At 64.4% G+C, this 21,797-nt stretch carries 26 protein-coding genes, 1 tRNA gene and 1 pseudogene; 20 read left to right on the top strand and 8 right to left on the bottom strand.

Annotation, left to right across the window (positions count from 1 at the left end):
• Positions 1-3: 3 nt before the first annotated feature.
• From A3E1_RS0136720 to A3E1_RS0136685, 7 genes are all read left to right on the top strand, one after another.
• Complete coding sequence (locus A3E1_RS0136720; protein ID WP_020525827.1) at positions 4-2,253, top strand: hypothetical protein; 2,250 nt, start codon at positions 4-6, stop codon at positions 2,251-2,253.
• 8 nt (positions 2,254-2,261) lie between these two features.
• Positions 2,262-2,711, top strand: coding sequence for a hypothetical protein (locus A3E1_RS45475; protein WP_020525826.1), 450 nt, complete (start codon positions 2,262-2,264; stop codon positions 2,709-2,711).
• 8 nt (positions 2,712-2,719) lie between these two features.
• A complete protein-coding gene (locus A3E1_RS0136710) occupies positions 2,720-3,046 on the top strand; it encodes a hypothetical protein (protein ID WP_157631969.1) in 327 nt (108 codons plus the stop codon).
• The gene (locus A3E1_RS0136705; protein ID WP_157631968.1) at positions 3,046-3,753 is read left to right on the top strand and encodes a hypothetical protein; all 708 of its coding nucleotides are present in this window, start codon (positions 3,046-3,048) and stop codon (positions 3,751-3,753) included. The genes A3E1_RS0136710 and A3E1_RS0136705 overlap by 1 nt, the downstream gene beginning before the upstream one ends.
• A gap of 18 nt (positions 3,754-3,771) precedes the next feature.
• The gene (locus tag A3E1_RS0136700; RefSeq protein ID WP_020525823.1) at positions 3,772-3,963 is read left to right on the top strand and encodes a hypothetical protein; all 192 of its coding nucleotides are present in this window, start codon (positions 3,772-3,774) and stop codon (positions 3,961-3,963) included.
• A 100-nt stretch (positions 3,964-4,063) separates the two neighbouring features.
• Complete coding sequence (locus A3E1_RS0136690; protein WP_020525821.1) at positions 4,064-4,468, top strand: hypothetical protein; 405 nt, start codon at positions 4,064-4,066, stop codon at positions 4,466-4,468.
• Between the two features lie 32 nt (positions 4,469-4,500).
• Positions 4,501-4,707, top strand: a complete 207-nt coding sequence (locus A3E1_RS0136685) for a hypothetical protein (RefSeq protein ID WP_020525820.1) — start codon at positions 4,501-4,503, stop codon at positions 4,705-4,707.
• A gap of 113 nt (positions 4,708-4,820) precedes the next feature.
• On the opposite strand, the gene A3E1_RS0136680 is transcribed toward A3E1_RS0136685, so the two are convergent.
• On the bottom strand, positions 4,821-5,531 hold the full coding sequence (locus tag A3E1_RS0136680; RefSeq protein ID WP_020525819.1) for a hypothetical protein: 711 nt from the start codon (positions 5,529-5,531) through the stop codon (positions 4,821-4,823).
• Between the two features lie 159 nt (positions 5,532-5,690).
• Here A3E1_RS0136680 and A3E1_RS0136675 point away from each other — a divergent pair, with 159 nt between their 5' ends.
• A complete protein-coding gene (locus A3E1_RS0136675) occupies positions 5,691-5,882 on the top strand; it encodes a hypothetical protein (RefSeq protein WP_157631967.1) in 192 nt (63 codons plus the stop codon).
• A 54-nt stretch (positions 5,883-5,936) separates the two neighbouring features.
• Here A3E1_RS0136675 and A3E1_RS0136670 read toward each other — a convergent pair whose 3' ends face one another.
• Positions 5,937-6,134: a hypothetical protein gene (locus A3E1_RS0136670; RefSeq protein WP_020525817.1), complete on the bottom strand. Its 198-nt coding sequence runs from the start codon at positions 6,132-6,134 to the stop codon at positions 5,937-5,939.
• Positions 6,135-6,263: 129 nt separating this feature from the next.
• On the opposite strand from A3E1_RS0136670, the gene A3E1_RS0136665 reads away from it, so the two are divergent.
• Positions 6,264-7,007, top strand: a complete 744-nt coding sequence (locus A3E1_RS0136665) for a GntR family transcriptional regulator (protein ID WP_020525816.1) — start codon at positions 6,264-6,266, stop codon at positions 7,005-7,007.
• Between the two features lie 400 nt (positions 7,008-7,407).
• Here the strand turns inward: A3E1_RS0136665 and A3E1_RS0136655 are convergent, their stop codons facing one another.
• A complete protein-coding gene (locus A3E1_RS0136655; RefSeq protein WP_020525815.1) occupies positions 7,408-8,250 on the bottom strand; it encodes a tyrosine-type recombinase/integrase in 843 nt (280 codons plus the stop codon).
• Positions 8,251-8,555: 305 nt separating this feature from the next.
• Here A3E1_RS0136655 and A3E1_RS0136650 point away from each other — a divergent pair.
• Positions 8,556-8,627: transfer RNA gene (locus A3E1_RS0136650), tRNA-Gln, on the top strand.
• 38 nt (positions 8,628-8,665) lie between these two features.
• Positions 8,666-10,081, top strand: a complete 1,416-nt coding sequence (glmU, locus tag A3E1_RS0136645; RefSeq protein WP_026209196.1) for a bifunctional UDP-N-acetylglucosamine diphosphorylase/glucosamine-1-phosphate N-acetyltransferase GlmU — start codon at positions 8,666-8,668, stop codon at positions 10,079-10,081.
• Positions 10,082-10,169: 88 nt separating this feature from the next.
• Here glmU and A3E1_RS0136640 read toward each other — a convergent pair whose 3' ends face one another.
• On the bottom strand, positions 10,170-10,379 hold the full coding sequence (locus A3E1_RS0136640; protein ID WP_157631966.1) for a LuxR C-terminal-related transcriptional regulator: 210 nt from the start codon (positions 10,377-10,379) through the stop codon (positions 10,170-10,172).
• 173 nt (positions 10,380-10,552) lie between these two features.
• Between A3E1_RS0136640 and A3E1_RS0136635 the strand changes: the two genes are divergently transcribed.
• The 8 genes and pseudogenes from A3E1_RS0136635 to A3E1_RS0136600 all read left to right on the top strand — a co-directional run bounded on the left by A3E1_RS0136635 (position 10,553) and on the right by A3E1_RS0136600 (position 18,543).
• Positions 10,553-11,533, top strand: a complete 981-nt coding sequence (locus A3E1_RS0136635) for a ribose-phosphate diphosphokinase (RefSeq protein ID WP_020525812.1) — start codon at positions 10,553-10,555, stop codon at positions 11,531-11,533.
• 124 nt (positions 11,534-11,657) lie between these two features.
• Positions 11,658-12,367 (top strand): annotated as a pseudogene (locus A3E1_RS0136630) (50S ribosomal protein L25/general stress protein Ctc).
• Positions 12,300-12,920 (top strand): aminoacyl-tRNA hydrolase, encoded by a 621-nt coding sequence (pth, locus tag A3E1_RS0136625; RefSeq protein WP_020525810.1) that lies wholly within the window; start codon positions 12,300-12,302, stop codon positions 12,918-12,920. The pseudogene A3E1_RS0136630 and the gene pth overlap by 68 nt, the downstream one beginning before the upstream one ends.
• Positions 12,921-12,975: 55 nt before the next feature.
• Positions 12,976-14,544: a sugar transferase gene (locus A3E1_RS0136620; RefSeq protein WP_020525809.1), complete on the top strand. Its 1,569-nt coding sequence runs from the start codon at positions 12,976-12,978 to the stop codon at positions 14,542-14,544.
• Entirely contained in the window at positions 14,544-15,317 is a 774-nt protein-coding gene (locus tag A3E1_RS0136615; protein ID WP_020525808.1) for a 3'(2'),5'-bisphosphate nucleotidase CysQ, read from the top strand. Before A3E1_RS0136620 ends, A3E1_RS0136615 begins: the two co-directional genes overlap by 1 nt.
• Positions 15,318-15,376: 59 nt before the next feature.
• Positions 15,377-16,291 carry a sulfate adenylyltransferase subunit CysD gene (gene cysD, locus A3E1_RS0136610; RefSeq protein ID WP_020525807.1) on the top strand — a complete coding sequence of 305 codons (915 nt, stop codon included), beginning with the start codon at positions 15,377-15,379 and terminating at the stop codon, positions 16,289-16,291.
• Positions 16,291-17,550, top strand: a complete 1,260-nt coding sequence (locus A3E1_RS0136605) for a sulfate adenylyltransferase subunit 1 (RefSeq protein ID WP_020525806.1) — start codon at positions 16,291-16,293, stop codon at positions 17,548-17,550. Before cysD ends, A3E1_RS0136605 begins: the two co-directional genes overlap by 1 nt.
• 114 nt (positions 17,551-17,664) lie before the next feature.
• Entirely contained in the window at positions 17,665-18,543 is an 879-nt protein-coding gene (locus A3E1_RS0136600) for a hypothetical protein (protein WP_020525805.1), read from the top strand.
• Between the two features lie 46 nt (positions 18,544-18,589).
• Here the strand turns inward: A3E1_RS0136600 and A3E1_RS0136595 are convergent, their stop codons facing one another.
• The 4 genes from A3E1_RS0136595 to A3E1_RS0136580 are packed head-to-tail and all read right to left on the bottom strand — an operon-like array spanning position 18,590 to position 21,330.
• Positions 18,590-19,756 carry an SPFH domain-containing protein gene (locus A3E1_RS0136595; protein WP_020525804.1) on the bottom strand — a complete coding sequence of 389 codons (1,167 nt, stop codon included), beginning with the start codon at positions 19,754-19,756 and terminating at the stop codon, positions 18,590-18,592.
• Positions 19,757-19,766: 10 nt separating this feature from the next.
• Positions 19,767-20,612 (bottom strand): Gfo/Idh/MocA family protein, encoded by an 846-nt coding sequence (locus A3E1_RS0136590; RefSeq protein WP_020525803.1) that lies wholly within the window; start codon positions 20,610-20,612, stop codon positions 19,767-19,769.
• Between the two features lie 27 nt (positions 20,613-20,639).
• Positions 20,640-20,960 carry a helix-turn-helix domain-containing protein gene (locus A3E1_RS0136585; protein WP_020525802.1) on the bottom strand — a complete coding sequence of 107 codons (321 nt, stop codon included), beginning with the start codon at positions 20,958-20,960 and terminating at the stop codon, positions 20,640-20,642.
• Positions 20,947-21,330, bottom strand: a complete 384-nt coding sequence (locus A3E1_RS0136580) for a type II toxin-antitoxin system RelE/ParE family toxin (RefSeq protein WP_020525801.1) — start codon at positions 21,328-21,330, stop codon at positions 20,947-20,949. The genes A3E1_RS0136585 and A3E1_RS0136580 overlap by 14 nt, the downstream gene beginning before the upstream one ends.
• A 70-nt stretch (positions 21,331-21,400) precedes the next feature.
• Here A3E1_RS0136580 and paaI point away from each other — a divergent pair, with 70 nt between their 5' ends.
• Positions 21,401-21,790, top strand: a complete 390-nt coding sequence (gene paaI / locus A3E1_RS0136575) for a hydroxyphenylacetyl-CoA thioesterase PaaI (RefSeq protein ID WP_020525800.1) — start codon at positions 21,401-21,403, stop codon at positions 21,788-21,790.
• Positions 21,791-21,797 lie beyond the last annotated feature (7 nt).

The raw sequence follows: 21,797 nt of genomic DNA, 5'->3' as shown, positions 1-21,797 counted from the left end.
TCCATGCCTAGCGCCGCCTACGTCCGGCAGGCATCGCTCGCCCGGCGCAGACGGTTCCGGCGGGCAGGCTGGCCCGGAATCTCCACCCAGCTGCTGCCGGTCACCTTCCCGGCATCACCCCTGTCCATGCGGGTCCACATCGCACTCGGCGCCGACCTGAACGCCTCACACCTGACCTGGAACTGGCTCGACGTCACCGAGTATGTGCGCGAGGACCTGGGTGTTTCCCTGACGTTGGGGCGCAGGGACGAATATGGCCGCGTCACCGCGTCCAAAGCACAGCTGAAGCTGCGCAACCCAGACGGCATCTTCGTCCGCCTCAACCCGACCGGCCCTTACTTCGGCCTGCTGTCGCGCAACACCCCGATCTGGATCGAACTCAACCCCGGCTCCGGATTCGTCGACCGCTACTACGGCTACATCAACGAGCTGCCCACCCGCTGGGGCGACCAGTCCGGTACCGACAGCTTCGTCACCATCACCTGCGCGGGCGTCATGCGCAGGCTGGCGCAAGGCGAGGTGCTCCGCTCGGCGGTAACGAGAAGCACGCTCGGCACCACACCGGGCGACTATGTGCCGCTGGCCTACTGGCCGATGGAAGACGGGGCCGAGTCCCTGTCGTTCCTTCCGGCAACACTGAACACGCAGGCCGTCATCCCAACCGGCACGGTCGCCTACGCGGCACAGTCCGACCTGGCCGGGTCGCGGCCCCTTCCCGTCTTTGACAGCGGCGCCTCTGCCGTGTTCACCGTCCCGTCCTACACCACAGGTGGGCTGTGGGCGCTGCAGCTTCTCCTCCGGGCACCAAGCGAACCCTCCCCATCTACCACGATCGCCGCGATCGACACCGGTGGCGAGGGGCTCATCGCCCGGTATGAGCTGAACCTGTCACCCGGCCCGCCGAGCCAGATGATCCTGCGCGGGTATGACGTGTTCGGCACCGTGCAGACGGTGGCTCAAGTCCTGTTCGACGGGACCGGGCCGGGTAACCCGCTGGCGGCCGAGTTCTATGGCGAATGGTGGTCGGTCAGGGTCGCCGAGCGCACCAGCGGCTCCAACGTGATTGCCTACCTGGGCCTGGCGGCTATCGACGGGTCAGGTGCGGCGGTCAACGGCGGGTCTGTGGCTGGCGGTCACAGCACTATCGCCACGGTGACGATTTCGGCGGCATCGACGACCGACCAGATCGCGTTCGGGCATGCCGCTGTTTTCACCGACCCGGGCTTCAGTGTGAGCACGGACCTGGTCCTCAACGCCGCCGCGCTTAACGGCTGGGCCGGTGAGATGGCACACGAGCGGGTGTCCCGTCTGTGCCGGGAGGCGTCGATACCGGCACATGTGACGGCGTCGTCTTCGGTGGCGATGGGCCCGCAGGGCACCGGCACACTGCTTGACGAGCTGCGCGACTGCGAGGCCGCCGACGGCGGTGTGCTTTACGAGCACCAGTTCGGTATCGCCTACCAGGCGCTGTCTGAACGCTGCAACCAGCCGGTCACCTTGGAGCTCGATTTCGACGCCGGGCACATCATCATGCCCGCACCGGCCGACGACGATCAGCGGCTGCGTAACGAGTGGACGGTCTCGCGCGACGGCGGCTCGTTCGCCACCTACCGCGACGACGCGAACGTGGCACTCAATGGCCTGTACGACGACCAGGCGACAGTCAACGTCGAAACGGACACCCAGCTGACAGACGTGGCCGCGTGGAAGGTCCACATCGGCACCGTGGATGAGTACCGGTGGCCCGGCATCCCCATCAAACTGCACGGCTCACCGGACCTGATCCCATCCTGGCTGGCCACACCGCTGGGCAGCAGGGTGACGATCGACAACCCGCCCGCAGGCCTGCCACCTGACCAGATAGACCTCATCATCGAGGGCTACACGGAGCGGTGGGACACGGTCAGCTGGGACGTTTCACTCAACACCTCGCCGGCCTCGCCGTATGAGGTGTTCGACCTAGACGGCGAGCAGCGGCTCGACTCGGGCAGCTCAACTCTCACCTCAGACGTCACCTCTTCGGCGACGTCGCTGTCGGTGACGACCTCCGTCTCGACGGACTTGTGGACCACCGATTCGGCCGAGATGCCTTTCCCGCTGCTCATCGGCGGTGAGGTGATGACGGTGACAGCTATCGCTGGTGCGTCAAGCCCGCAAACATTCACGGTCACCCGCTCAGTCAACGGCGTTACGAAGGCGCACCTTGCCGGGGCTGAAGTTCACGTCCGCGACCCGATCATTCCGGCCTTGTAGGGGGGACCGTGACGTTCGCCTCCGGGCAGCGGGTAACCGCCGCCCAGCTCAACGCGCTCATCGCACCCGGTTGGACAACACACCTGCCGACCCTGACCGGGTCGGGGTCCAACCCAGCGCTGGGCAACGGCACCCGCAACGGCATCTACCGGCGCATCTCGGGTGCCGACGTCCTCGACTGGCAGTTCACGTTCGTGTTCGGCACCACGTCGACCTACGGTGCCGGGTCGTGGATGGTCGACTTGCCGTTCACGGCGCACGCCAGCCAAACCGACCTGGTCGTCGGCCAGGGCTGGGTGCTCGATTCGGGCACGATCCGCCGCCCGATCACCGTGCACATGTTCTCCACCACCCAGCTGCGCCTGGTGTCCGACGGCGGTGACGTCACCCCGACGGTGCCGTTCACGTTCGGCACCTCCGACGCGCTCGCTGGCACTATCCGCTACCGGCCCGCCTAGGAGGGCTCATGGCAATGGAAGTAGTACCGGGGCATGGCCTGATCCTTCCGGCCAAGCCCACTTCGCGCGATGACGGTGTCGCCCAGCTGCGTACCGAGCTGGTGGCGCGCAACGTCGACCGGCTGGTCATCGACCAGGCGTGCCGGGACGCGCGGATCGAAGAGGTGTGGTGGTCGCCGACGGCCGGGTTCGTTCACGACTGCGCCGCGCACCGTGCGGAACAGCCGGGCGCCTGCTTCCCGGACATTCAGCGGGTGTCGATGGTGCTCGGCCTGCCACACGGGCTCGGTGTCACTGGCAGTGAAACCGTCAAGGGCGCGAGGGCGGTGCGCTGATGAGATCCCGGAGTATGCAGGCGCTCACCGATGACATCGCCGCGGCCTATCCGGGCGTCACCATCTACGGCATCGGCGACGCCGCACACCAGCTGCGCGCGTCGGACCACAACGAAGACGACACCTCGGGCAGCCGACCCGCGCAGTCCGATGCCGACAGCAACCCGGAGCACCGCGCGATCGACGTGATGCTCGGCCCAGCCATGAGCCGGGCACAGCTTCAAGGGCTGGTCGAGCGTGTCGTGGCCGCCGAGCAGGCCCGGGAGCGGGCGGGCGGGGAACCGAGACTGCGGTACGTCATCTTTGACGGCTGGCTCTACTCAAGGACATACGGATGGGTCAAGCAGCCCAAGCTCGACGACCCACACCCCGACCACGCGCACTTCTCGGGCCTGGCCTCCGGCGATGAGAACGCCGCGTCATGGCCCGCCGTAACGGCTCACACGAACGGAGACGACGACATGGATCAGGACCGGGCGAACAACATCATCGCCACCGACGCCCGTCAGCGGGCCGTCATGTTCAACCTGCCCTATGCCGAGTTCCACATCCCGGGCGAGCCCGCTCCCCGCAAGGAACGCAACGAGGTCCACTTCGCGCTGAAGGCACTCGCCGAAAAGCCAGCGGTCGTTGTCGACCAGGCGGTGCTCGAAGCCGCCCTGCGCAAGGTCCTTGGCGCCGTCGATGGCGCCACACCAGATAACTAACTGAAAGCTGAGGGGCATGTGTCCAACTGGGTCCGCAACCTGGTCATGCTGTGGACTCTCGCCGTTGTGGGCGCAGTTGCCTGGTCGGATGTGAAGGCGGGTAACCGCCCTGATCCGATGGTGCTTGTGATCCCTGCCGGGGTGTTCACAGCCCTGTACGTCCGGCGCAAGCCGCCGGGGCAGGTCTCCCAAGAGGAGGCCGAGGAGTGATCTCCTACCTTCTTCAAATCCTGGTGTCCCTGTTCGTTGTCGTCTGCGCCGCGCACTACGCACGGCGCAGCTGGGACCGGGCCAAGCAGAGAGGCAAATGATGCCAACTGAAGCACTGGTGCGGGTGCAGAGGTTCCTCGACAGCAGACTGGTCTACCGGCTGGTCGTGGTCGGGGTGGTCTTCGCCTTGGGCTGGTCCCTGATCCTGTCCTACCAGCAGCGGCGGCTGACCGGGGAGCAGCGGCGGCTGACCGAGTGTGTGGCCGCATACGTTGACGCGGCGAACGCGAACCAGCGGCTGCGTGCCGAGATCGCCTCGGATGAGCGTGAGCTGTCCACCGCCTTGCTTGCGGAGCAGAACAGGGCTCTGCACATCGCTGACCCGGCTGCCCGTCTGGCTGCCCTTCAGCGGGCATTCGGTGAGTACGAGAAGGGCCGCGCGTTCAACGAGGGCAAGCGGGAGGGCAACCCGATCCCGCCGCCTCCGTCGCAGACGTGTGGTTGACCAGGGGGCACCTCTAGTGGAAAGGAACAGCAATGCTGGCATGGGTTAAACGGTCCCGTAAGGCCATCATCTCGGCGGTGATCGCTGGCGGTGTCGTGCTGCTCAAGGTGATGGCTGACGACGCCATCACCCCACAGGAGTGGGTTGAGGTCCTTCTGGCCGTAGCAGCCGGTGGCGGTATCACCTACGTGGTCCCGAACGAGCCGAAACCCGCCGCGACACGCCCGAGCGCGGGTTGATGTTTCACGGGCTAAGCAGCAGCTAGGCACATATCGAAACTGGTTTCACGCGCCATTCTTGGGAATGAAAATGGCCCGGTCCTCTTCGGAGGTCCGGGCCATTTTTGGCGTCTTCATGCGGCCATCAGGTGGGCCAGTGCTTCCTTGTCGCTGGCGCTCAGGATCACGGCCGGGTGGCCTGGGCTGGTGGGTGCGAGTTCCTCAAGCTTGCGGGCGGCAGCTCGTGCACGGCGTGCCTCGCGCTGGGCTTCTGCCTTCGCCTCGCGCTCAGCCTTGCGCTCGCGGCGCGTCTCGGCGGCCTTGAGGGCGGATGCGCGGCGCTGGGCGGTCAGTTCCTCGTCGGCCTCAGGGGCGGCGGCGGGGGTGATGTCGCGCTCCATGGCGTCCATCGCGGTGAAGTCTGGCTTGATCCGGGTGGCGACGAGTTCGGCGGCCGGGATCAGCAGGACGGCGACGACGAACACAAGCTTGGTGATCCAGTTGCCGGGGCCCATGACGTTGATGAAGCCGCTGGCGAGGACGGGGAAGACGAGGACCCGCATGGCCATCGACTTGGCTGCCGGGTGCATTCCTGCGGTGCCGAGGACCTTGACGCACAGGAAGGTGAGGGCGTCGAGGGCGCCGGGGATGAGCCAGGCACCGAGGACGCCGGTGCCGATGCTGTCGAGGAAGGTGGCCTGGTGGGTGTAGCTGACCACCATGGCGATGAGCATGATGACGGTGGCTGACTGGCGGACGCGTTTGATGGTTTTGAGCATCGCGGCTGCCATGTCGGCGGCGTAGGCGGCGGCGAACTGCTGCGCCTGGGTTGGAGTGGTGTTCATGGTGTCCCTCCTGGGGAATGTATGGGGGCGGAGCCTCTGGGCTCGACGCGATGGATTTAGCGTACACCCACTAATTCGATATGGACATGCCGTCAAGTCAGCCGAACGGCTAATAGTGGGTGTACACGAAGTCAGAATTCGTGGGTGTACACTTCCGGCATGAAGGAGAAGCGCGCGCGCGGGAGGCCAGTCACCACGGGTGAGACGCCGAAGCGCTATCTCCGTGCGGGTGGGATCTGGGACGAGGCGACCGCCATCGCGAAGGACCGCGGCGAAACGATGACGGCGCTGGTCCTGCGCGCCGTCGAGCGGGAACTGGAACGCATCCGGCGTGAGGCCCGCCGCGATTAGGGGGACTGGCGGCCAGAGGCCAGGGATCAACCCGGCAGGCCGGCCGCCAGAGATCTACGGCTGGACGACGCCAGCTGGGAGCTTGTGGGTCTGGCACAGGGCGCTCTGTGGCATGCCGCAATGCGAGCACCACACCACCGAGACGCATTCGCGGATCTGCCCGACGGGTGTGCCGCGTTCACGGCCACGCATGGCGAGCACTGCGGTGATGAAGCCCAGCACGAACGCTGGCAGAGCGATGATCCAGTCCATGGCGCACCTCCGTAGCGGCGCCGGAGCTGGCCAGGTGCGCTAGTCAACTCCGGCGCCTGCCCTCAAGTAGACAGGTGCTGTTCTGAACACTCAATGTTGTGTTCCGCTGAACACTGCTAGCCTGCCTGCATGTCCAAGCCGGGCTACAGAATCGTCGCCGACCAGCTCAGGGCCTTCATCGATGAGCAGCGGCTCGTCGAGGGCGACCGCCTGCCGACCGTCAGGGAGCTTGCCGAGCGGTTCAGTGTTCCAACTGGGACGGTCGCGCGGGCTGTCGAGCTGCTGCGCGCCGAGGGTGTGGTCGTATCCCGGCACGGCAACGGCCTGTATGTGCGGACGTTCTCGCGGATCGTCCGGTCGTCACCGGGGCGCTTGTCGAAGCGGCAGTGGGGTGCCGGGCTGGCTATTCAGGACCACGACACTGGGCAGCGGCTGCGTGTCGTGAACGTGGACGTGACCGAGGTGCCCGCGCCGGGCACGGTCGCCGCGGCGCTGAACATCCCTGCCGGTGCGGCTGTCCTGACGCGGGCGCGCCGGTTCGCCGTCGAGGACCGGGTCGTCCAGCTGGCGACGTCGTACCTGCCGCTGGAGGTGGTCGCCGCAGCACCGTCGATCGCCTACACCGGGCCGGGGCCTGGTGGCATCTATGCGCGCATGGCGGAGGCAGGGTTTGAGCCTAACGAGTTCGCTGAGCATCTGATCGTGCGCGCGCCCACGTCTGCCGAGCGTGAGGAGATGGGGTTGCCGACGGGTGTGCAGGTCATCGAGATCACGCGGCGGGCGAACACGCGTGCGGGTAAGTGTGTTGAGGTGAACGTGATGATCCTTGACAGCTCGGTCTATCAGCTGGAGTACCTGTTCGGCGCGGAGTAGCGCCCAGGGGGCTATCGGCAGCGGTGCGCTAGGTGTTACGGCGTTCACGTTTGACCACCCGAATGGGGTGCAAGTGCAGGCCAATCCGCATGAATGTCTTGTCACGCATACGACAATTAGGACACGGTTAGAGTTTCCAGTCTTGAGCGGCGGGAGACTCTCATGCCCAAACTGTCCGCGCTTCAGCAAGCAATCCTGTTCGTGCCTTTCATCGGCCCGCCCGCCAGCAGATGGCGTGACGTGTGCGCCGTCTACTGCGCCAGGAAGAAGTACCGGGTCATCGCGGTCGTATCCGCGTGGGCGGACGTGATCGCGATGACCCAGTCTGGCCACGCCACCGTCGTCGTGGTCGGTGAACGCGGTCACCTGCCCCCCGACCGCGAGCCCCGCCTTGAGGTCGTCACCGAAGAGAACGAGGTGCCGCAGCTGCCAGCCCAGCGGCGGCTAGTGCGGCGGAGAAATCTGGCAGAAGATCGATAGCCGCCCGGGTCTGCTCGGCCGCCACGAGCGCGTAGCCTGCCGTGGTTCGCGGGTCGGCGTGCCCCATGAGTTCCTGCGTGACGCGCAGGTCCTTGTAGAGCCGCTGCACCATCGTGCCGAACCAGTGCCGGAACCGGTGCAGGGTGACGCCTGGCATCTTCAGCGTGCGGGAGAAGTAGTTCGCGGTGGAGATGGAGATCTGGCGCTCATCCAGCCCGGTCACTGGGCCTTGCGGCAGGTCGCGGACCGCCTCCCAGATGACCGGGTGGGTGGGCACGACCCGTGCCTTGCCGCCTTTGGACTGCACGATGCTCACCGCCTGTTCACTGATGAGCTCGCGGCGCTGGTGGGCGATGTCGATGCACCGTTCCCCGGCGTAGGCGGCGAGCTTGATGAACGTCAGGTACGGCTCGCGGGCGCACGCCAGGGCGTAGGTGAGCTGCTCGTCGGTGACGGGCCGGGGCAGCCGCTGTGGTGGTTTCGGGCGGGTGATGCGCTCAACCGGGTTGAACTCGAAGTGGCCTTCGGCCGCTGCCCACTTGTAGAAGTCGGCGATGGCGCCGTAGTAGGTTTCGCGGCTCGACAGGGACAGGCCGTCGCGCCACAGCCAGTCGCGCAGCTCTTCTTCGCTGGTGCCTTCGATGCCGTAGGGCAGTTCCTGATCGAGGGTGGACAGGATGCGTTTGCGGTCGTCGATGGTGCGGTCAGACCGGGATTCGCTGCGCTGGTAGCTGCTGTAGCTGTCAATCAGATCTGATGGCATGGAGTTACCGTTTCATCGCGGTCAGTAACGGTCTATCGGGTAGGAGTACGACCGGTCAGCTTCTGACCTGCGCAACTCTGGCCAAACGGCGGCTAGCCGGAGAGGGTGCTGGGCGGTGCGCCTGACCGTTCGGATAGGCCGTTCGGGCTACCGGCGAATACGGTCCCGTAGTTTGACAGTAGTGCTAACCCCACAACTTGCTGACTGGCCGAGGGCAAAGGCCGTTGACCGTCACCGACGGTGGGGCGCTAAGCTAGCTCCGGCAAGCTGGTCCAGGGCGGCAAAGTCTGCTTCGGGCCAATTGTTCGGGCGTGGTGTAATTGGCAACACTCAGGTTTTTGGTACCTGCTTTCAAGGTTCGAGTCCTTGCGCCCGAGCTTATGGCTTTTGTCCGTATCGATGATAGGTGCCATTAATGTCTCGTACGGTGATCGTGCTCGCTGCTGGCGAAGGTAAGCGCATGAAATCGGCTCTGCCGAAGATGCTGCACCCGCTGCTCGGGCGTTCTCTGGTCGGGCACGTGCTCGCTGCCGCTGCCCCTCTCGCCGCCGCTCGCGTGATCGCGGTCGTCGGCAACCGGGCTGACCAGGTCACCGCACACCTGACCGAAATAGCGCCCGCAGTCGAGACGGTCCTTCAAGAGCAGCAGAACGGCACCGGTCACGCGGTCCGCATTGCCCTGCCGGGTGACGCCGACGGCACCGTGATCGTGCTCAACGGCGATGTTCCGTTGCTGGGTGCCGCGACGCTGCAAGCTTTGGTGGATGCGCACGAGAAGGCAGGTGCCGCGGCGACAGTGCTGGCCGCCGAGGTGGCTAATCCCACCGGCCTGGGCCGCATCGTTCGCGGGACCGATGGCTTGCTGCAGCACATCGTCGAAGAGCGCGATGCGACGCAGGAGCAGCGCGCGATCAGAGAGATCAACGCTGGGATCTACGCGTTTGACGCCGCCTTGCTCCGGGGTGCCCTGGGTTCGCTGAACGCGCACAACGACCAAGGCGAGGAATACCTGACGGACGTCTTCGGGGCGCTTGTCGCGCAGGGGCGGGCTGTCGGCGTACACGTCGCGGATGATGCCGATGAAACGCTCGGCTGCAACGATCGCGCGGAGCTGGCGCACCTGCGGTCTCTTTTGCGCGACCGGATCAACACCCGGCTGATGCGCGATGGCGTCACCATCAACGACCCGGCGACGACGTGGATCGATGTGACAGTCAACGTCGGGCGTGACGCGGTTATCGAGCCAAACACACAGCTCAAGGGCGCGACCGAGGTCGGCGAAGGGTCCGTTATCGGGCCCGACGTCACACTGATCGACACTGTCGTGGGCGAGGGCGCGAAGGTCGTCCGGGCACACGCGGAGCTGGCTGAAATCGGTGACGGCGCTAACGTTGGGCCGTTCGCCTACCTTCGTCCAGGAACGACACTTGGCCGCAAGAGCAAGGTCGGAACCTTTGTGGAGCTTAAGAATTCGTCGCTAGGCGAGGGCACGAAGGTGCCACATCTGTCCTATCTGGGCGACACCACCGTGGGCGAACAGTCCAACATCGGCGCGGGCAACCTCACCGCCAACTACAACGGCACCACCAAGAGCCGCACCACGATCGGTTCGCATGTGAAGACGAGCTGTGACACCACGTTCGTGGCTCCGGTAACGATTGGCGACGGCGCCTACACCGCCGCAGGTTCGGTCATCGACAAGGACGTTCCGGCGGGCGCGCTAGCGGTCGCCAGGGCGCATCAGCGAAACATCGAGGGCTGGGTCGCTCGCGCCCGCGCTGGCACAGCAGCCGCCGAGGCCGCCAAAAACGCCGCCAAAGAAGCGGAATAGCGCATGCCGGTCGTTGCTTCGCACGACCGCGTTCAGGGGACCTGAAATCACGCAACTGTGGATTACGGCGTCGAAGACGCCGTAATCGTTACAGCCAGCCGCGCTTGGCGGCTTCAGCGCCTAGGGCGAACTGGTTCTTGGCACCCGTTTGGTTCTTGAGGGTGGCGATGTGCTCGTGGACGGCGCGCTCGCTCAGGAACACCAGCTTGGCGATGGTGGAGATAGTCAACCCGGCGGCAAGGAGTAGCAGAATGCGCCGCTGGATCACCGGCGGTTCCCCTGCTTCCTCACGAGACATGAAATGAAGGTAGCGCTCACAGACGCTTGCCATCAACCCACCCCTCCTGTCAACCGCACGGTGAGATGTCCCACCGCAGAGTGGACCTTCGCCGAGGTTGCCAAACCGTCAAGGAAAGATGGCGGCGGGGGTAATACTTACAGCGCAGACCTATCGCGAAAGGGCGGCCACCGGTGGGCAGCATCGTGGCGGAAAATACCAAGAACCTGATGCTTTTCAGCGGCCGGGCTTTTCCGGAGCTGACGCAGGAAATTGGAGAGGTGCTCGGGGTCGGGGTGACTCCGACAACGGCTTATGACTTTGCCGCAGGCGAGATCTTCGTGCGGTACACCGAATCGGTCCGTGGTTCGGACGCGTTCATCGTGCAGAGCATCTCGCAGCCGGTGAACAAGTGGCTGATGGAAACGCTGCTGATGATTGACGCTGCCAAGCGTGGAAGCGCGAAGCGCATCACCGTGGTGTTGCCGTTCTATCCATACGCGCGGCAGGACAAGAAGCACCGTGGCCGGGAGCCGATTTCGGCCCGGCTGGTGGCTGATCTGCTCAAGACCGCGGGGGCCAACCGGATTCTGACCGTGGATCTGCACACCGCGCAGATTCAGGGCTTCTTCGACGGTCCCGTGGACCATTTGTTCGCCATGGATGTTCTTGCGAGCTACATCGAGAAGACTTACGGCGACCGGCCGTTGACCATGGTGGCGCCCGACTCGGGCCGCGTGAGGGTCGCTGAGCGGTGGACTGACCGGCTGGGCGGCTGCCCGCTGGCGTTCATCCACAAGACCCGTGACATCACGGCGCCGAACCAGGTGGTCGCCAACCGCGTGATCGGTGACATAGCCGGGCGCACATGCATCGTCGTGGACGACATGATCGACACGGCTGGAACGATCTGCAAGGCCGCCGACATTCTGTTCGCCGAGGGTGCGGCCGATGTCGTGGTGGCCTCGACGCACGCGGTGCACTCCGACCCCGCGACGGAGCGCCTGAAGAACAGCCGCATCCGTGAAGTGATCGTGACGAACACCCTCCCGCTCGGCCCGGAGAAGCAGTTCGACAAGCTGACCGTGCTGTCGATCGCGCCTCTGCTGGCTCGCGCCATCCGTGAGGTATTCGACGATGGTTCCGTGACAACCCTCTTTGGGGGCCTCAGCTGAGCCGCTGGTAGAGTGGTCGGGTTGCCACGGCGAGGGTGCGTTCGCGCACCGTTATCGACGGCGGAGAGTTCCGGCTCGTCGTGCGCTGTGAACCACACGAGACCGTTGAGCAGGAGTTTGACACATGTCTACCGGTGTAAAGATCAACGCTGAGACGCGTAGTGAATTCGGTAAGGGTTTTGCCCGTCGTGCCCGCAAGGCTGGCCTGGTTCCGGCAGTGCTTTACGGACACGGTGAGGCCCCGCGCCACATTTCGTTGCCGGCCAAGGAGTTCGCGGCCGCCATCCGTCACGGTGGCATGACCACCGTCTTCGACATCACGGTGTCGGACGGGCACAAGACGCTGGCCCTGCCGAAGGCGATCCAGCGCGACCCGCTCAAGGACACCTACAAGCACGTCGACCTCATCATCGTTAAGCGCGGCGAGCAGGTCACGGTTGATGTTCCGGTGCACGTCGTGGGCGAGCCCGTCAAGGGCACCCTGGTGATGCAGGAGCACAACTCGATCTCCATCCAGGCCGAGGCGCTGCACCTGCCGGAGCACCTCGAGGCTTCGGTTGAGGGCCTTGACGCTGGTGGCCACGTCACCGCCGGCGACGTCAAGCTGCCGAAGGGCTCGCAGCTCATCACCGACCCCGAGACGGTTCTCGTCATCGTGAGCCACGCTCCGACCGCCGAGCAGCTTGAGGGCGACACCGGTGAGGCCGAGGCCGCGGAAGGCGAAGCCGCCGAGGGTGAAGCCGCTTCCGAGGAAGCCGCCGAGTAAGTGCAGAACGCGGAGCTGGCGGCCAACCGGCCGCCAGCACAGCCTTGGCTCATCGTTGGGCTGGGTAACCCGGGGCCCAAGTATGCCGGTAACCGGCACAATGCCGGGTTCATGGTGGCGGACCTGCTCGCGAAGCGGACAGGCAGCTCGTTTAGCCGTCACCGCAAGGCTTTGGCGGAAGTCGCTGAGACACGCCTGGGTTATGGCGCGGACGCGCCGCGACTCGTGCTCGCGAAACCGTTGACGTATATGAACCTTTCGGGTGGCCCTGTTGCCGCCCTGTGCAACTTCTACAAGATTCCGCCGTCACAGGTTGTCGCTATCTATGACGAGCTGGATATCGCTTACGGTCAGATCAAGCTGAAGACCGGTGGTGGCGAAGGTGGCCACAACGGTGCCCGTTCCATCAGCTCGTCACTGTCCACAAAGGACTATGTGCGCGTGCGGTTCGGCATTGGGCGCCCGCCAGGCCGGCAGGATCCAGCCGATTACGTTCTGTCGGATTTCTCATCCGCCGAACGCAAAGAACTTGAATACCTCGTGGATAAGGCCGCCGACGCGGTCGAAACCATCGTCACCAAAGGGCTTGCCGCGGCCCAGCTTGTATTTCACACAGCGTGACATTTCTGCTCGCACACCGTTGAACCCCCAGGTACTGCGGTGATTGGGGGCATGGATGGAACAGCGGCCGCGGCCCTATCCGAGCCGGAGCCGCCGGACGTCCGCTGTGGACTTCGCACCAACCCCGGCGGGACCCGCTCCGTTTAGCCCGGCTCCGGCAGGCCTGATCGCGGTGCGCCCACAGCACAAGGGCCGCACGCACATTGGGCTTCCGCCACGGCAACTTGACCGCCGCAAGGGCTGGGAGCAGCGGTACCAGCTGAAGCTCCTCGGCCTGGATCTGGCGGTCGGCGCGGCTGCCGGGATTCTGGCTTACCTGCTGCGCTTTGGCGGGCCAGTCACAGCCTTTACACGCACCTATGTCATCTTGTCGCTCGCGCTGCCGTTCGTTTTCGTTGCGGCACATGCGCTCACGCGCGCCTACGACAAACGGTTCCTGTTCGTCGGAACCGATGAATACGATCGCGTGATCCGTGGCGGGCTGTGGCTGATCGCCACCGTCTCGATCGTCTCCTACGCCCTTGAACTTCCCACGGCCCGTTCCTACGTGCTCGTCGCGATGCCGGGGGCGACCGCGGCGATGGTGGTGGCGCGATTCCTGCTCCGGCACCGGCTGCACGTCAGACGCAGTCGCGGCGAGTGCCTCAGGCGGGTGATCGTCGTCGGGCACGAGCTGGCCATCATCGCCCTGACCAGGCAACTTTGCCGTGAACGGTTCCACGGCCTGGAGGTCGTTGGGGCTTGTGTGCCCAAGGGCAGCGACGGCCGGGTGGGGCTGCCCATTTACGGGACGTTTGACGATGTCGCTGAAGCGGTCAGCATCGCCGGCGCTGACACGGCGATCGTGCTGAGCTGCCCCGAACTCGACGGTCACGCGCTGAGAAGGCTGGCCTGGCAACTGGAGCGCGACGAGGTCGACCTGATCGTCGCGAGCGCACTGATCGACGTGGCCGGTGACCGCACGACGATCCGTCCCGTGGACGGGCTGCCGATGCTGCACGTGGAGCATCCGCGGCTGTCCGGGGGAAGCCGGATCATCAAGGAACTCGTGGACCGCATCGGCTCCGCGGCACTCATCGCCTTGTCAGCACCCATCCTCGTGCTGATCGCCCTGGCGATCGTCATCGACTCACGGGGCCCGGTGTTCTTCCGGCAGACCCGGGTGGGCCGCGACGGCAAAGAGTTTGTGATTTTCAAGTTCCGGACAATGTATTCGGATGCCGAAGCACGCCTTAACGAGATCCGCCACCTCGACGAGGGCAACGGCGTGATGTTCAAGATGCGCAACGATCCCCGCGTTACGCCCATGGGACGGTGGCTGCGGCGGTACTCCCTCGACGAGTTGCCGCAGCTGTTCAATGTCCTAGCCGGACAGATGTCCTTGGTCGGCCCCCGCCCGCCGCTGCCGCGCGAAGTCGCCGTCTATGCCGGAGATGTCCACCGGCGGCTGGCCGTTAAGCCGGGAATGACTGGTCTGTGGCAGGTCTCTGGCCGCTCAGACCTACCGTGGGAGGAAGCCGTCCGGTTAGATCTCCGTTATGTCGAGAACTGGTCGCTATCCATGGATCTAGTCATCATGCTGCGCACGGTCACGGCCGTGGTCCGCAGTTCGGGGGCCTACTGATGGCGCCGGCTTCCGATGGCGCGTTCGCCGCGTGGCTCGCGGCGAAGGTCGGGGAAACACTCGTTGACCTGCGCCAAACGAAGGGCTTCGGTGACCCGGACAAGCTTCGCCGGGCCGGGGACCAGGTCGCGCACGAGATGCTGATGGAAGAGCTCGGCCGCTGGCGGTCCGCCGATGCCGTTCTTTCCGAAGAGGGCGTACGCGATGATCCCGCGCGACTGAGCTCGGAACGTGTGTGGATCGTCGATCCGCTGGACGGCACGCGCGAGTTCGGCGAAGAAGGCCGCGCCGACTGGGCAGTGCACGTCGCCCTGTGGAGCACGGTGTCACACCGGCTGACCGCTGGCGCGATCGCGCTGCCGGCCCAGCACCGCGTGCTGAGCACCGATCCAGCGCCCTCCTATCCGCCTATGCACCCCGATGTGGCCTCGGGTGGGGCGATCCGGATCGTCACGAGCCGCACCCGCCCACCGGCGTTCTTGCCGGGGCTGGCGAAGGCGGAGGGTGCTGTCTTAGTACCCATGGGATCTGCCGGGGCCAAAATCGCGGCTGTCATCACTGGCGAAGCTGATGCTTATATCCACGCCGGTGGTCAATATGAATGGGATTCGGCCGCTCCGGTCGCCGTGGCCTTGGCCACTGGCCTGCACGCCTCGCGTGTCGATGGGCGGCCGCTGGAGTACAACCGGGCCGACCCGAAGCTTCCAGATCTTCTCGTCTGCCGCTCCGATCTGTCGAAACGGCTGCTGTCAGCCTTGTCACAGCATCTTTGAGCGTGGCATCCTTTCGGCCTAGATTAAATCCCGACTAAAGAGCTAGGAAAGGTCTGACAATGAGTAGCGGCTCTGCCTCCTACCGTGTCTCGCATCTAGATGCTCTCGAAGCAGAGAGCATCTTCGTAATGCGAGAGGTCGTGGCTGAGCTTGAGCGGCCCGTCCTGCTCTTCTCGGGCGGCAAGGACTCGATCGTCATGCTGCACCTGGCCCAGAAGGCGTTCGCTCCCGGGAAGATCCCGTTCCCGGTGATGCACGTCGATACGGGGCATAACTTCCCGGAAGTCATTCAGTACCGTGATCAGCGCGTGAACCAGCTCGGCATCCAGCTGATCGTGGCGAGCGTGCCCGACGCGCTGCAGCGGGGCCTCGTGCAGGAGCCCGCCAACGGCTCACGCAACCGCATTCAGACGCCAGTCCTTCTCGACGCGGTGGAGAAATACCGCTTCAACGCCTTGTTCGGCGGCGCCCGTCGCGACGAGGAGAAGGCGCGCGCCAAAGAGCGCATGTTCAGCTTCCGCGACGAGTTCGGCCAGTGGGACCCGAAGAACCAGCGCCCTGAGCTGTGGTCGCTCTACAACGGACGGCACAACCCCGGTGAGTCGATTCGCGTCTTCCCGCTGTCCAACTGGACCGAGCTCGACATCTGGCACTACATCGAGCGTGACAACATCCCGCTTCCCTCGATCTACTTCGCGCACCAGCGTGAGGTCGTGCTCCGCGACGGCATGCTCTACGCCATCAACGAGTTCATCGCTCTCAAAGACGGCGAAACCGCTGCCACGCAAACGGTCCGGTACCGCACTGTCGGCGACGCTTCGTGCACGGCGGCCATCTCCTCTGAGGCGGCGACGGTCCGCGACGTTATCGAGGAAATTGAACAGACGCGCATCACCGAGCGGGGAGCCACCCGTGGCGACGACAAAGTCAGCGAAGCGGCGATGGAAGACCGCAAGCGGGAAGGCTACTTCTGATGGGCATCGATATCCTGCGCTTCGCGACGGCTGGAAGTGTTGACGACGGAAAGTCCACGCTGATTGGGCGTCTGCTCTACGACACGAAGTCGCTGTTCACCGATCAGCTTGAAGCGGTGGAAGCGGTGTCGGCCGCCCGGGGCGATGAATACACAAACTTGGCACTGCTCACCGACGGCCTGCGGGCCGAGCGGGAACAGGGCATCACCATCGACGTGGCCTACCGCTACTTCTCGACCCCACGGCGCAAGTTCATCATCGCGGACACGCCGGGCCACATTCAGTACACACGCAACATGGTGACCGGTGCGTCCACGGCAGACCTTGCTCTGGTACTCGTCGACGCGCGCAAAGGCATCGTGGAACAGTCCCGCCGGCACGCCTTCCTGTGCTCGCTCCTGCGCGTGCCGCACCTGGTGTTGTGTGTCAACAAGATGGACCTCGTGGACTGGTCGCAAGAGGTCTACGAAAACATCGTCCGCGAGTTCACCGCGTTCGCCGCCAAACTTGAGATCACAGACCTTTCCATCATCCCGATCTCGGCGTTGAAGGGCGACAACATCGTTACCCGCTCGGCCAACATGCCTTGGTACGAGGGTCCGTCGCTCCTGCACCACCTCGAGCACGTGCACATCGCCTCCGACCGCAACCTGGTCGACGTGCGATTCCCGGTGCAGTTCGTCATCCGTCCGCAATCGACAACGGTCACGGACTATCGCGGCTACGCGGGACAGGTCGCTTCTGGCGTCATGAAGCCAGGCGACGAAGTCCTTGTGCTGCCAAGCGGTTTCACCACGCGCATCGCCTCGATCGAGACGGCCGATGGCCCGGTGACAGAAGCATTCCCGCCAATGTCGGTGACCGTCCGCCTCGAGGACGAGATCGATATTTCGCGCGGGGACATGATTTGCCGTCCCAACAACGCTCCCGCCGTCGCGCAGGATGTGGAAGCGCTCGTCTGCTGGATGGATGAAAGTAAGCCGCTGCAAGTCGGTGCTAAGTACGCCATCAAGCACACGACGCGCTCGGCGCGGGCGATCGTGCGTCAGCTGAACTACCGTCTTGACGTAAACTCGCTGCACCGCGACGAGTCCGCTTCCGGGTTGGCGCTCAACGAGATCGGCCGCGTCCGGCTGCGGACGACGGTGCCATTGCTCGCTGATGAGTATCGCCGAAACCGGGCCACGGGTGGATTCATCATCATTGACGAGGCGACGAACCGTACGGTTGGTGCCGGCATGATCGTGGAAGCGGTGTAGCGCAAGCGGATCAGTCGCGAAGCCGACTCGCGAGCGCATTCTGGTCATGTCGCTGGCGTGGAAGACTGCGGGCCATAGGAATTGATGCCTTTCACTATCTTGAAAGGACCCTCTATGTCTCGCCTTCGCACGCTGGCCACTGCCGTCCTCATGCTCAGCGTCGCTGCTGGGATGACGGCGGCTAGCCCGGCCGCCGCGCAACCGCAGATCCAGGCCCTGCCCTCGCCGCTGCGCTTTGTGTCCAATTTGGACCTTGAGTGCATGCGCACCTCGCCTTACACGCCACCGGCTGCCACGGTGACCGTGCGCCACCTCAACCCCGTGCTGGGCAACCTGCCCATCGAGACGCACACCCTGGGCCCACGCGAGCAATTGTGTGTTCCCGTGGCGAAGAACAACGTGCTGCCACCGCCCGAGGTGCTGGCGTTCGTCAGGTTCGTCGACTTGTCGTGCTATCGCATCACCGGCACGAACATCAACCGGCCCTTGACCTTGCGCCACTTGAACCCTCAGCTGGCTAACCTCCCGGCTCGCAACGTCGTCCTGAGCATTCCGCAGCACCTTTGCGTGCCGGTCATCAAGAACGGTGTTACGCCGCCGCCTGAGGTGTTCAACCTGGTGCGTCACATCGACCTCAAGTGCTATCTAGAGCAGCCGCAAACGCCGATGAACCGTCAGCTCTCCTTGCGGCACCTCAACCCAGTGCTGGCGAATCTGCCCGTGCACGGGGTGAACGTGACCTACAACCGGCAGCTCTGTGTGCCGGTGCAGAAAGCGGGAGACAACATTCCCGCTGATGTCTTCAACATCGTGCGGTGGATTGACTTGGAGAAGTTCGACATCGTGACGTCGACCGCCGCTCCCGTGGTCAACCTGCAGCTGAAGCACATCAACCCGGTTCTGGGTCACTTGCCGCCGGAGCCGGCCACGATCTACTACGGCACGCACCTGTTGCTGCCTGTGTCGAAGAACGGGGTCAACCCGCCCGCGTGACAGTCGTTTGTGGAGGCGCCTGTGTTCGCAGGCGCCTCCACACCTGTTAGCTCAGCGCTTTGATCGCCTCGCGGACATAGGCGATGACACCACCGAGACTGGTGGGATCGCCACCGCCAAGGTTGACCGAACGAACCTCGGCCGGCTTCGGCAGGCGGGAAACGACATCGGGCAAGGCCGCGATCATGCGGGCCTGAATCGCCTCCGGCGTTTGGTTGTTGTTGATGTCCTGCCGCAGTTTGGCTCGCTCGATTTCGAGCAGCTTGACGGCGTGGGAGTTTTCCGCCCGGGCCGTCGCCATGGCCAGCTCGAAGTCGAGTTTCAGTTGCTGCATAAGGTGTTCCAGCTCCAGCCGCAACCGTCCAATCGCGACCTCTTGCTCATGCCGCTCCTGCTCCAGCTTGTGCGCGTGTACTTGGGTCTCGTCGCGCTGTTTGGCAAGCTTCCGCGCGTCCTCTTCGGCCCGCTCGCCTTGACGCAGGTTGTTCTGCGACTGGCGCACCGAGATGACTTCCTCGGCGGCAAGCTCGGCTAGCCGGGCGATTTGGTTCTGCTCCGCGCGGTACGGCTTCTGCAGGTTCTCCCAGAGGCGCGTGGAACTGACGATCGCCTCCTTGATTTGAACTGTGACGATGCGCAGCCCCAGCCCGCCCTCGGCCACGTCACGCAGCCTTGCGGTCAGCTCTTCGATGATGGGCTGCTTGTCACTGAGCACTTCGTGCACGCTCATCGTCGCGACTTTGTCCTTGATCGCCGCTTCGGCCTGCTCGCGGAGCTGAATGTTGACCAGGCGCATGGGGTCCTTGCGGTCGCCGAAGTCAAGTTTGCGATAGGCGACCGCGATGTCCTCCACGATCCACTGAACGTAGGCCTGCACCACTACACCTTGGAGCTCTTGGCAAATGCAGTAGGCGCTCAGCAGAATCGTCTGCATGGTGCCCGGGACAACCAAGAAGGAGTCCCGGTAAGGGTTGAAGCGAAACGATATCCCCAGGCCCATGTGGACAGGCTCGCGCCGCCCGCGGCGCGTGTGAACCACGAAAGCGTTGGGCGGCACCAGAACCGTGCGCCACCGGCCAAACCCCTTGATCCGCACGTTGACCGCGTTGGCGGCTGGTGCGTCAGGAGCCTTGGCGGCGCCCAGGTCGACTTCAAGTGCGGCTTGCTGTTTCACTACCCGATCGAGATAGGCATTACTTTCACTGGAAGCCATGCCAGGCACCCTATATGGTGGCCTCCACCAGAATCCGGGTCACTTCACGTCCGAAGTGGACGTTGAGCGGGTGATCCGGCCCACCCTCCAGCAATTCGCTGATGGCACGGCTAAACGATCCGAGCGCGTCACCGTCGAATCCGGGCAGGGTCAGCCACCCTGGCTCGCCATGGAACATGGTCTCGTTCTTACCCTCGGCAGGAGCCGCGTGGATGGTCAGCTCCATGGTGCTCACGGGACCAGATTCGTGCTTTAGCAGCACATATGACGACTGCTGCGGACCGTGCATCGCCTTGACCCCGGTGACCGGGCCGAGCACTGGCAGCAGCAGCGACAACGCATGCGGCCCGAGATCCCACAGCCCACCGTGCTCATGCCGCCACGGCGACGCGTCAAACGGCGTATCCGCGATCGCCCCAAACAACGTCGACCGCCCGCCATGCCATGCCTTGCCGGTGGCCTCTTTCAGCACCTCCACTGTGGACGGCTGGAACCTGCTGGTGAAGAAGATGACGCTCTTGAGGCCCTTCGCATCGACCGCCTCCACCACCGCGTCAGCCGCCTCGACCGTCAGCGCTAGCGGCTTGTCCAGGAGCAGATGACATCCTTGCAACGCCGCCTTTAGCGCCAGCTCCGCCTGCACGTGTGGTGGCAGCGCGATCGCCACCGCGTCAACCGCCGCCAGCAGCGCGTCGACGTCGCGGAACCCTTGGATCTGGTGCTCCTCAGCGATGTCGACCGTCGCGTCCGGATTACGCCCCCAGACACCCACGAACTCCACGCCCTCGTGAGCGGCAAGCGCCTTCGCATGCACCTCACGAGCCCAGTGACCAGTTCCCAGCAGTCCAAACCTCATGCTGCCCATCCTATGGCCGCCGTTTTACTAGGCGACCTTCAACTGCTCGTCCCCGAAATCAGCGATGAGTTTGAGAGTGCCCCCAAGTGCATTGATATAGCGGTTAAGAACGTCCTGTGTGGATACGTCGCCAGACTCGATTTGCGAGACACGGGCAACCGAAATCCCCATCCGTTTGGCGACCTGTTCCTGAGTAAGGTCGCGGCGCTTACGCATTTCCGCCAAGCGCCAGCCTCGGGCCTCGCTGAGCATCTCGCCAACTGCGGCGTCGAAAGCTTCAGGGCCACCTGCGGTATCGATCGCGCGTTCTAGATGTCCGGAATCGCGCCACCGCTTAGCTTCGCCCATCGTGCATCTCCTCCTCGCGCTCCTTCAAGTACCGGTCGTACAGATCCTCTGCCTGAGGGATAGCTTCCCGATACCAACGGTTCCAAGCCCCTGACTTGTCCCCTGCCACCAGAAGAATCGCTGATCGCCACGGATCGAACACGAACAGAATCCTGACCTCGCTGCGTCCACTGGATGGAGGACGCAACTCCTTCATATTGGCGATATTTGACGCGGTCACCGTGTCGACAAGAGGGCGTCCCTCGGCTGGGCCGTTTTGCTCCAGTATTAGAATGGCTTGATTCACCAGGCGGTGACTGGACCGATCAGTTTCGTATAGCTGTTCCAGGAAAGCCTCGACCTGCGTGGTTATAAGGATCTCCCACTCCATAGACCCCTCCCCAAGGCCTTCCGAATGTTAAGAATATCCTAAACCCATTGGCGAGGGATTGGGGTGCGGTATGAGTGATCCGGTGGAGATGCTGAAGGCGGACAGGGCGTCGCAGGGGCTGGGGATCCGGGCGCTCAAGGTTGCGCCGGGGGACGCGCTGCTCGAGATGACGATCCGTCCGGACATGACGAACGGGCACGAGATCGCGCACGGGGGCTACATCTTTCTGCTCGCTGACACGGCTTTCGCATGCGCGTGCAACTATCCGGACGAGCCGCCGACGGTCGCCGCTGGAGCCGACATCAGTTTCGTGAGCACAGCCAAGTCAGGAGAAGTGCTGACGGCACGCGCACGGGAAGTCACACGCTATGGCCGGTCAGGCATCTACGACATCACGGTCACGTGCGGCGACCGCTTGGTGGCCGAATTCCGCGGCCGCAGCCGCACTCTCACCAAGTAGAGGCGCG

The organism is Catelliglobosispora koreensis DSM 44566, assembly GCF_000379685.1.
In the GTDB taxonomy this organism is placed as follows: Bacteria; Actinomycetota; Actinomycetes; order Mycobacteriales; family Micromonosporaceae; genus Catelliglobosispora; species Catelliglobosispora koreensis.
Note: the sequence above shows the minus strand (reverse complement) of the source record. Positions and strands in the feature narration are given on the sequence as shown.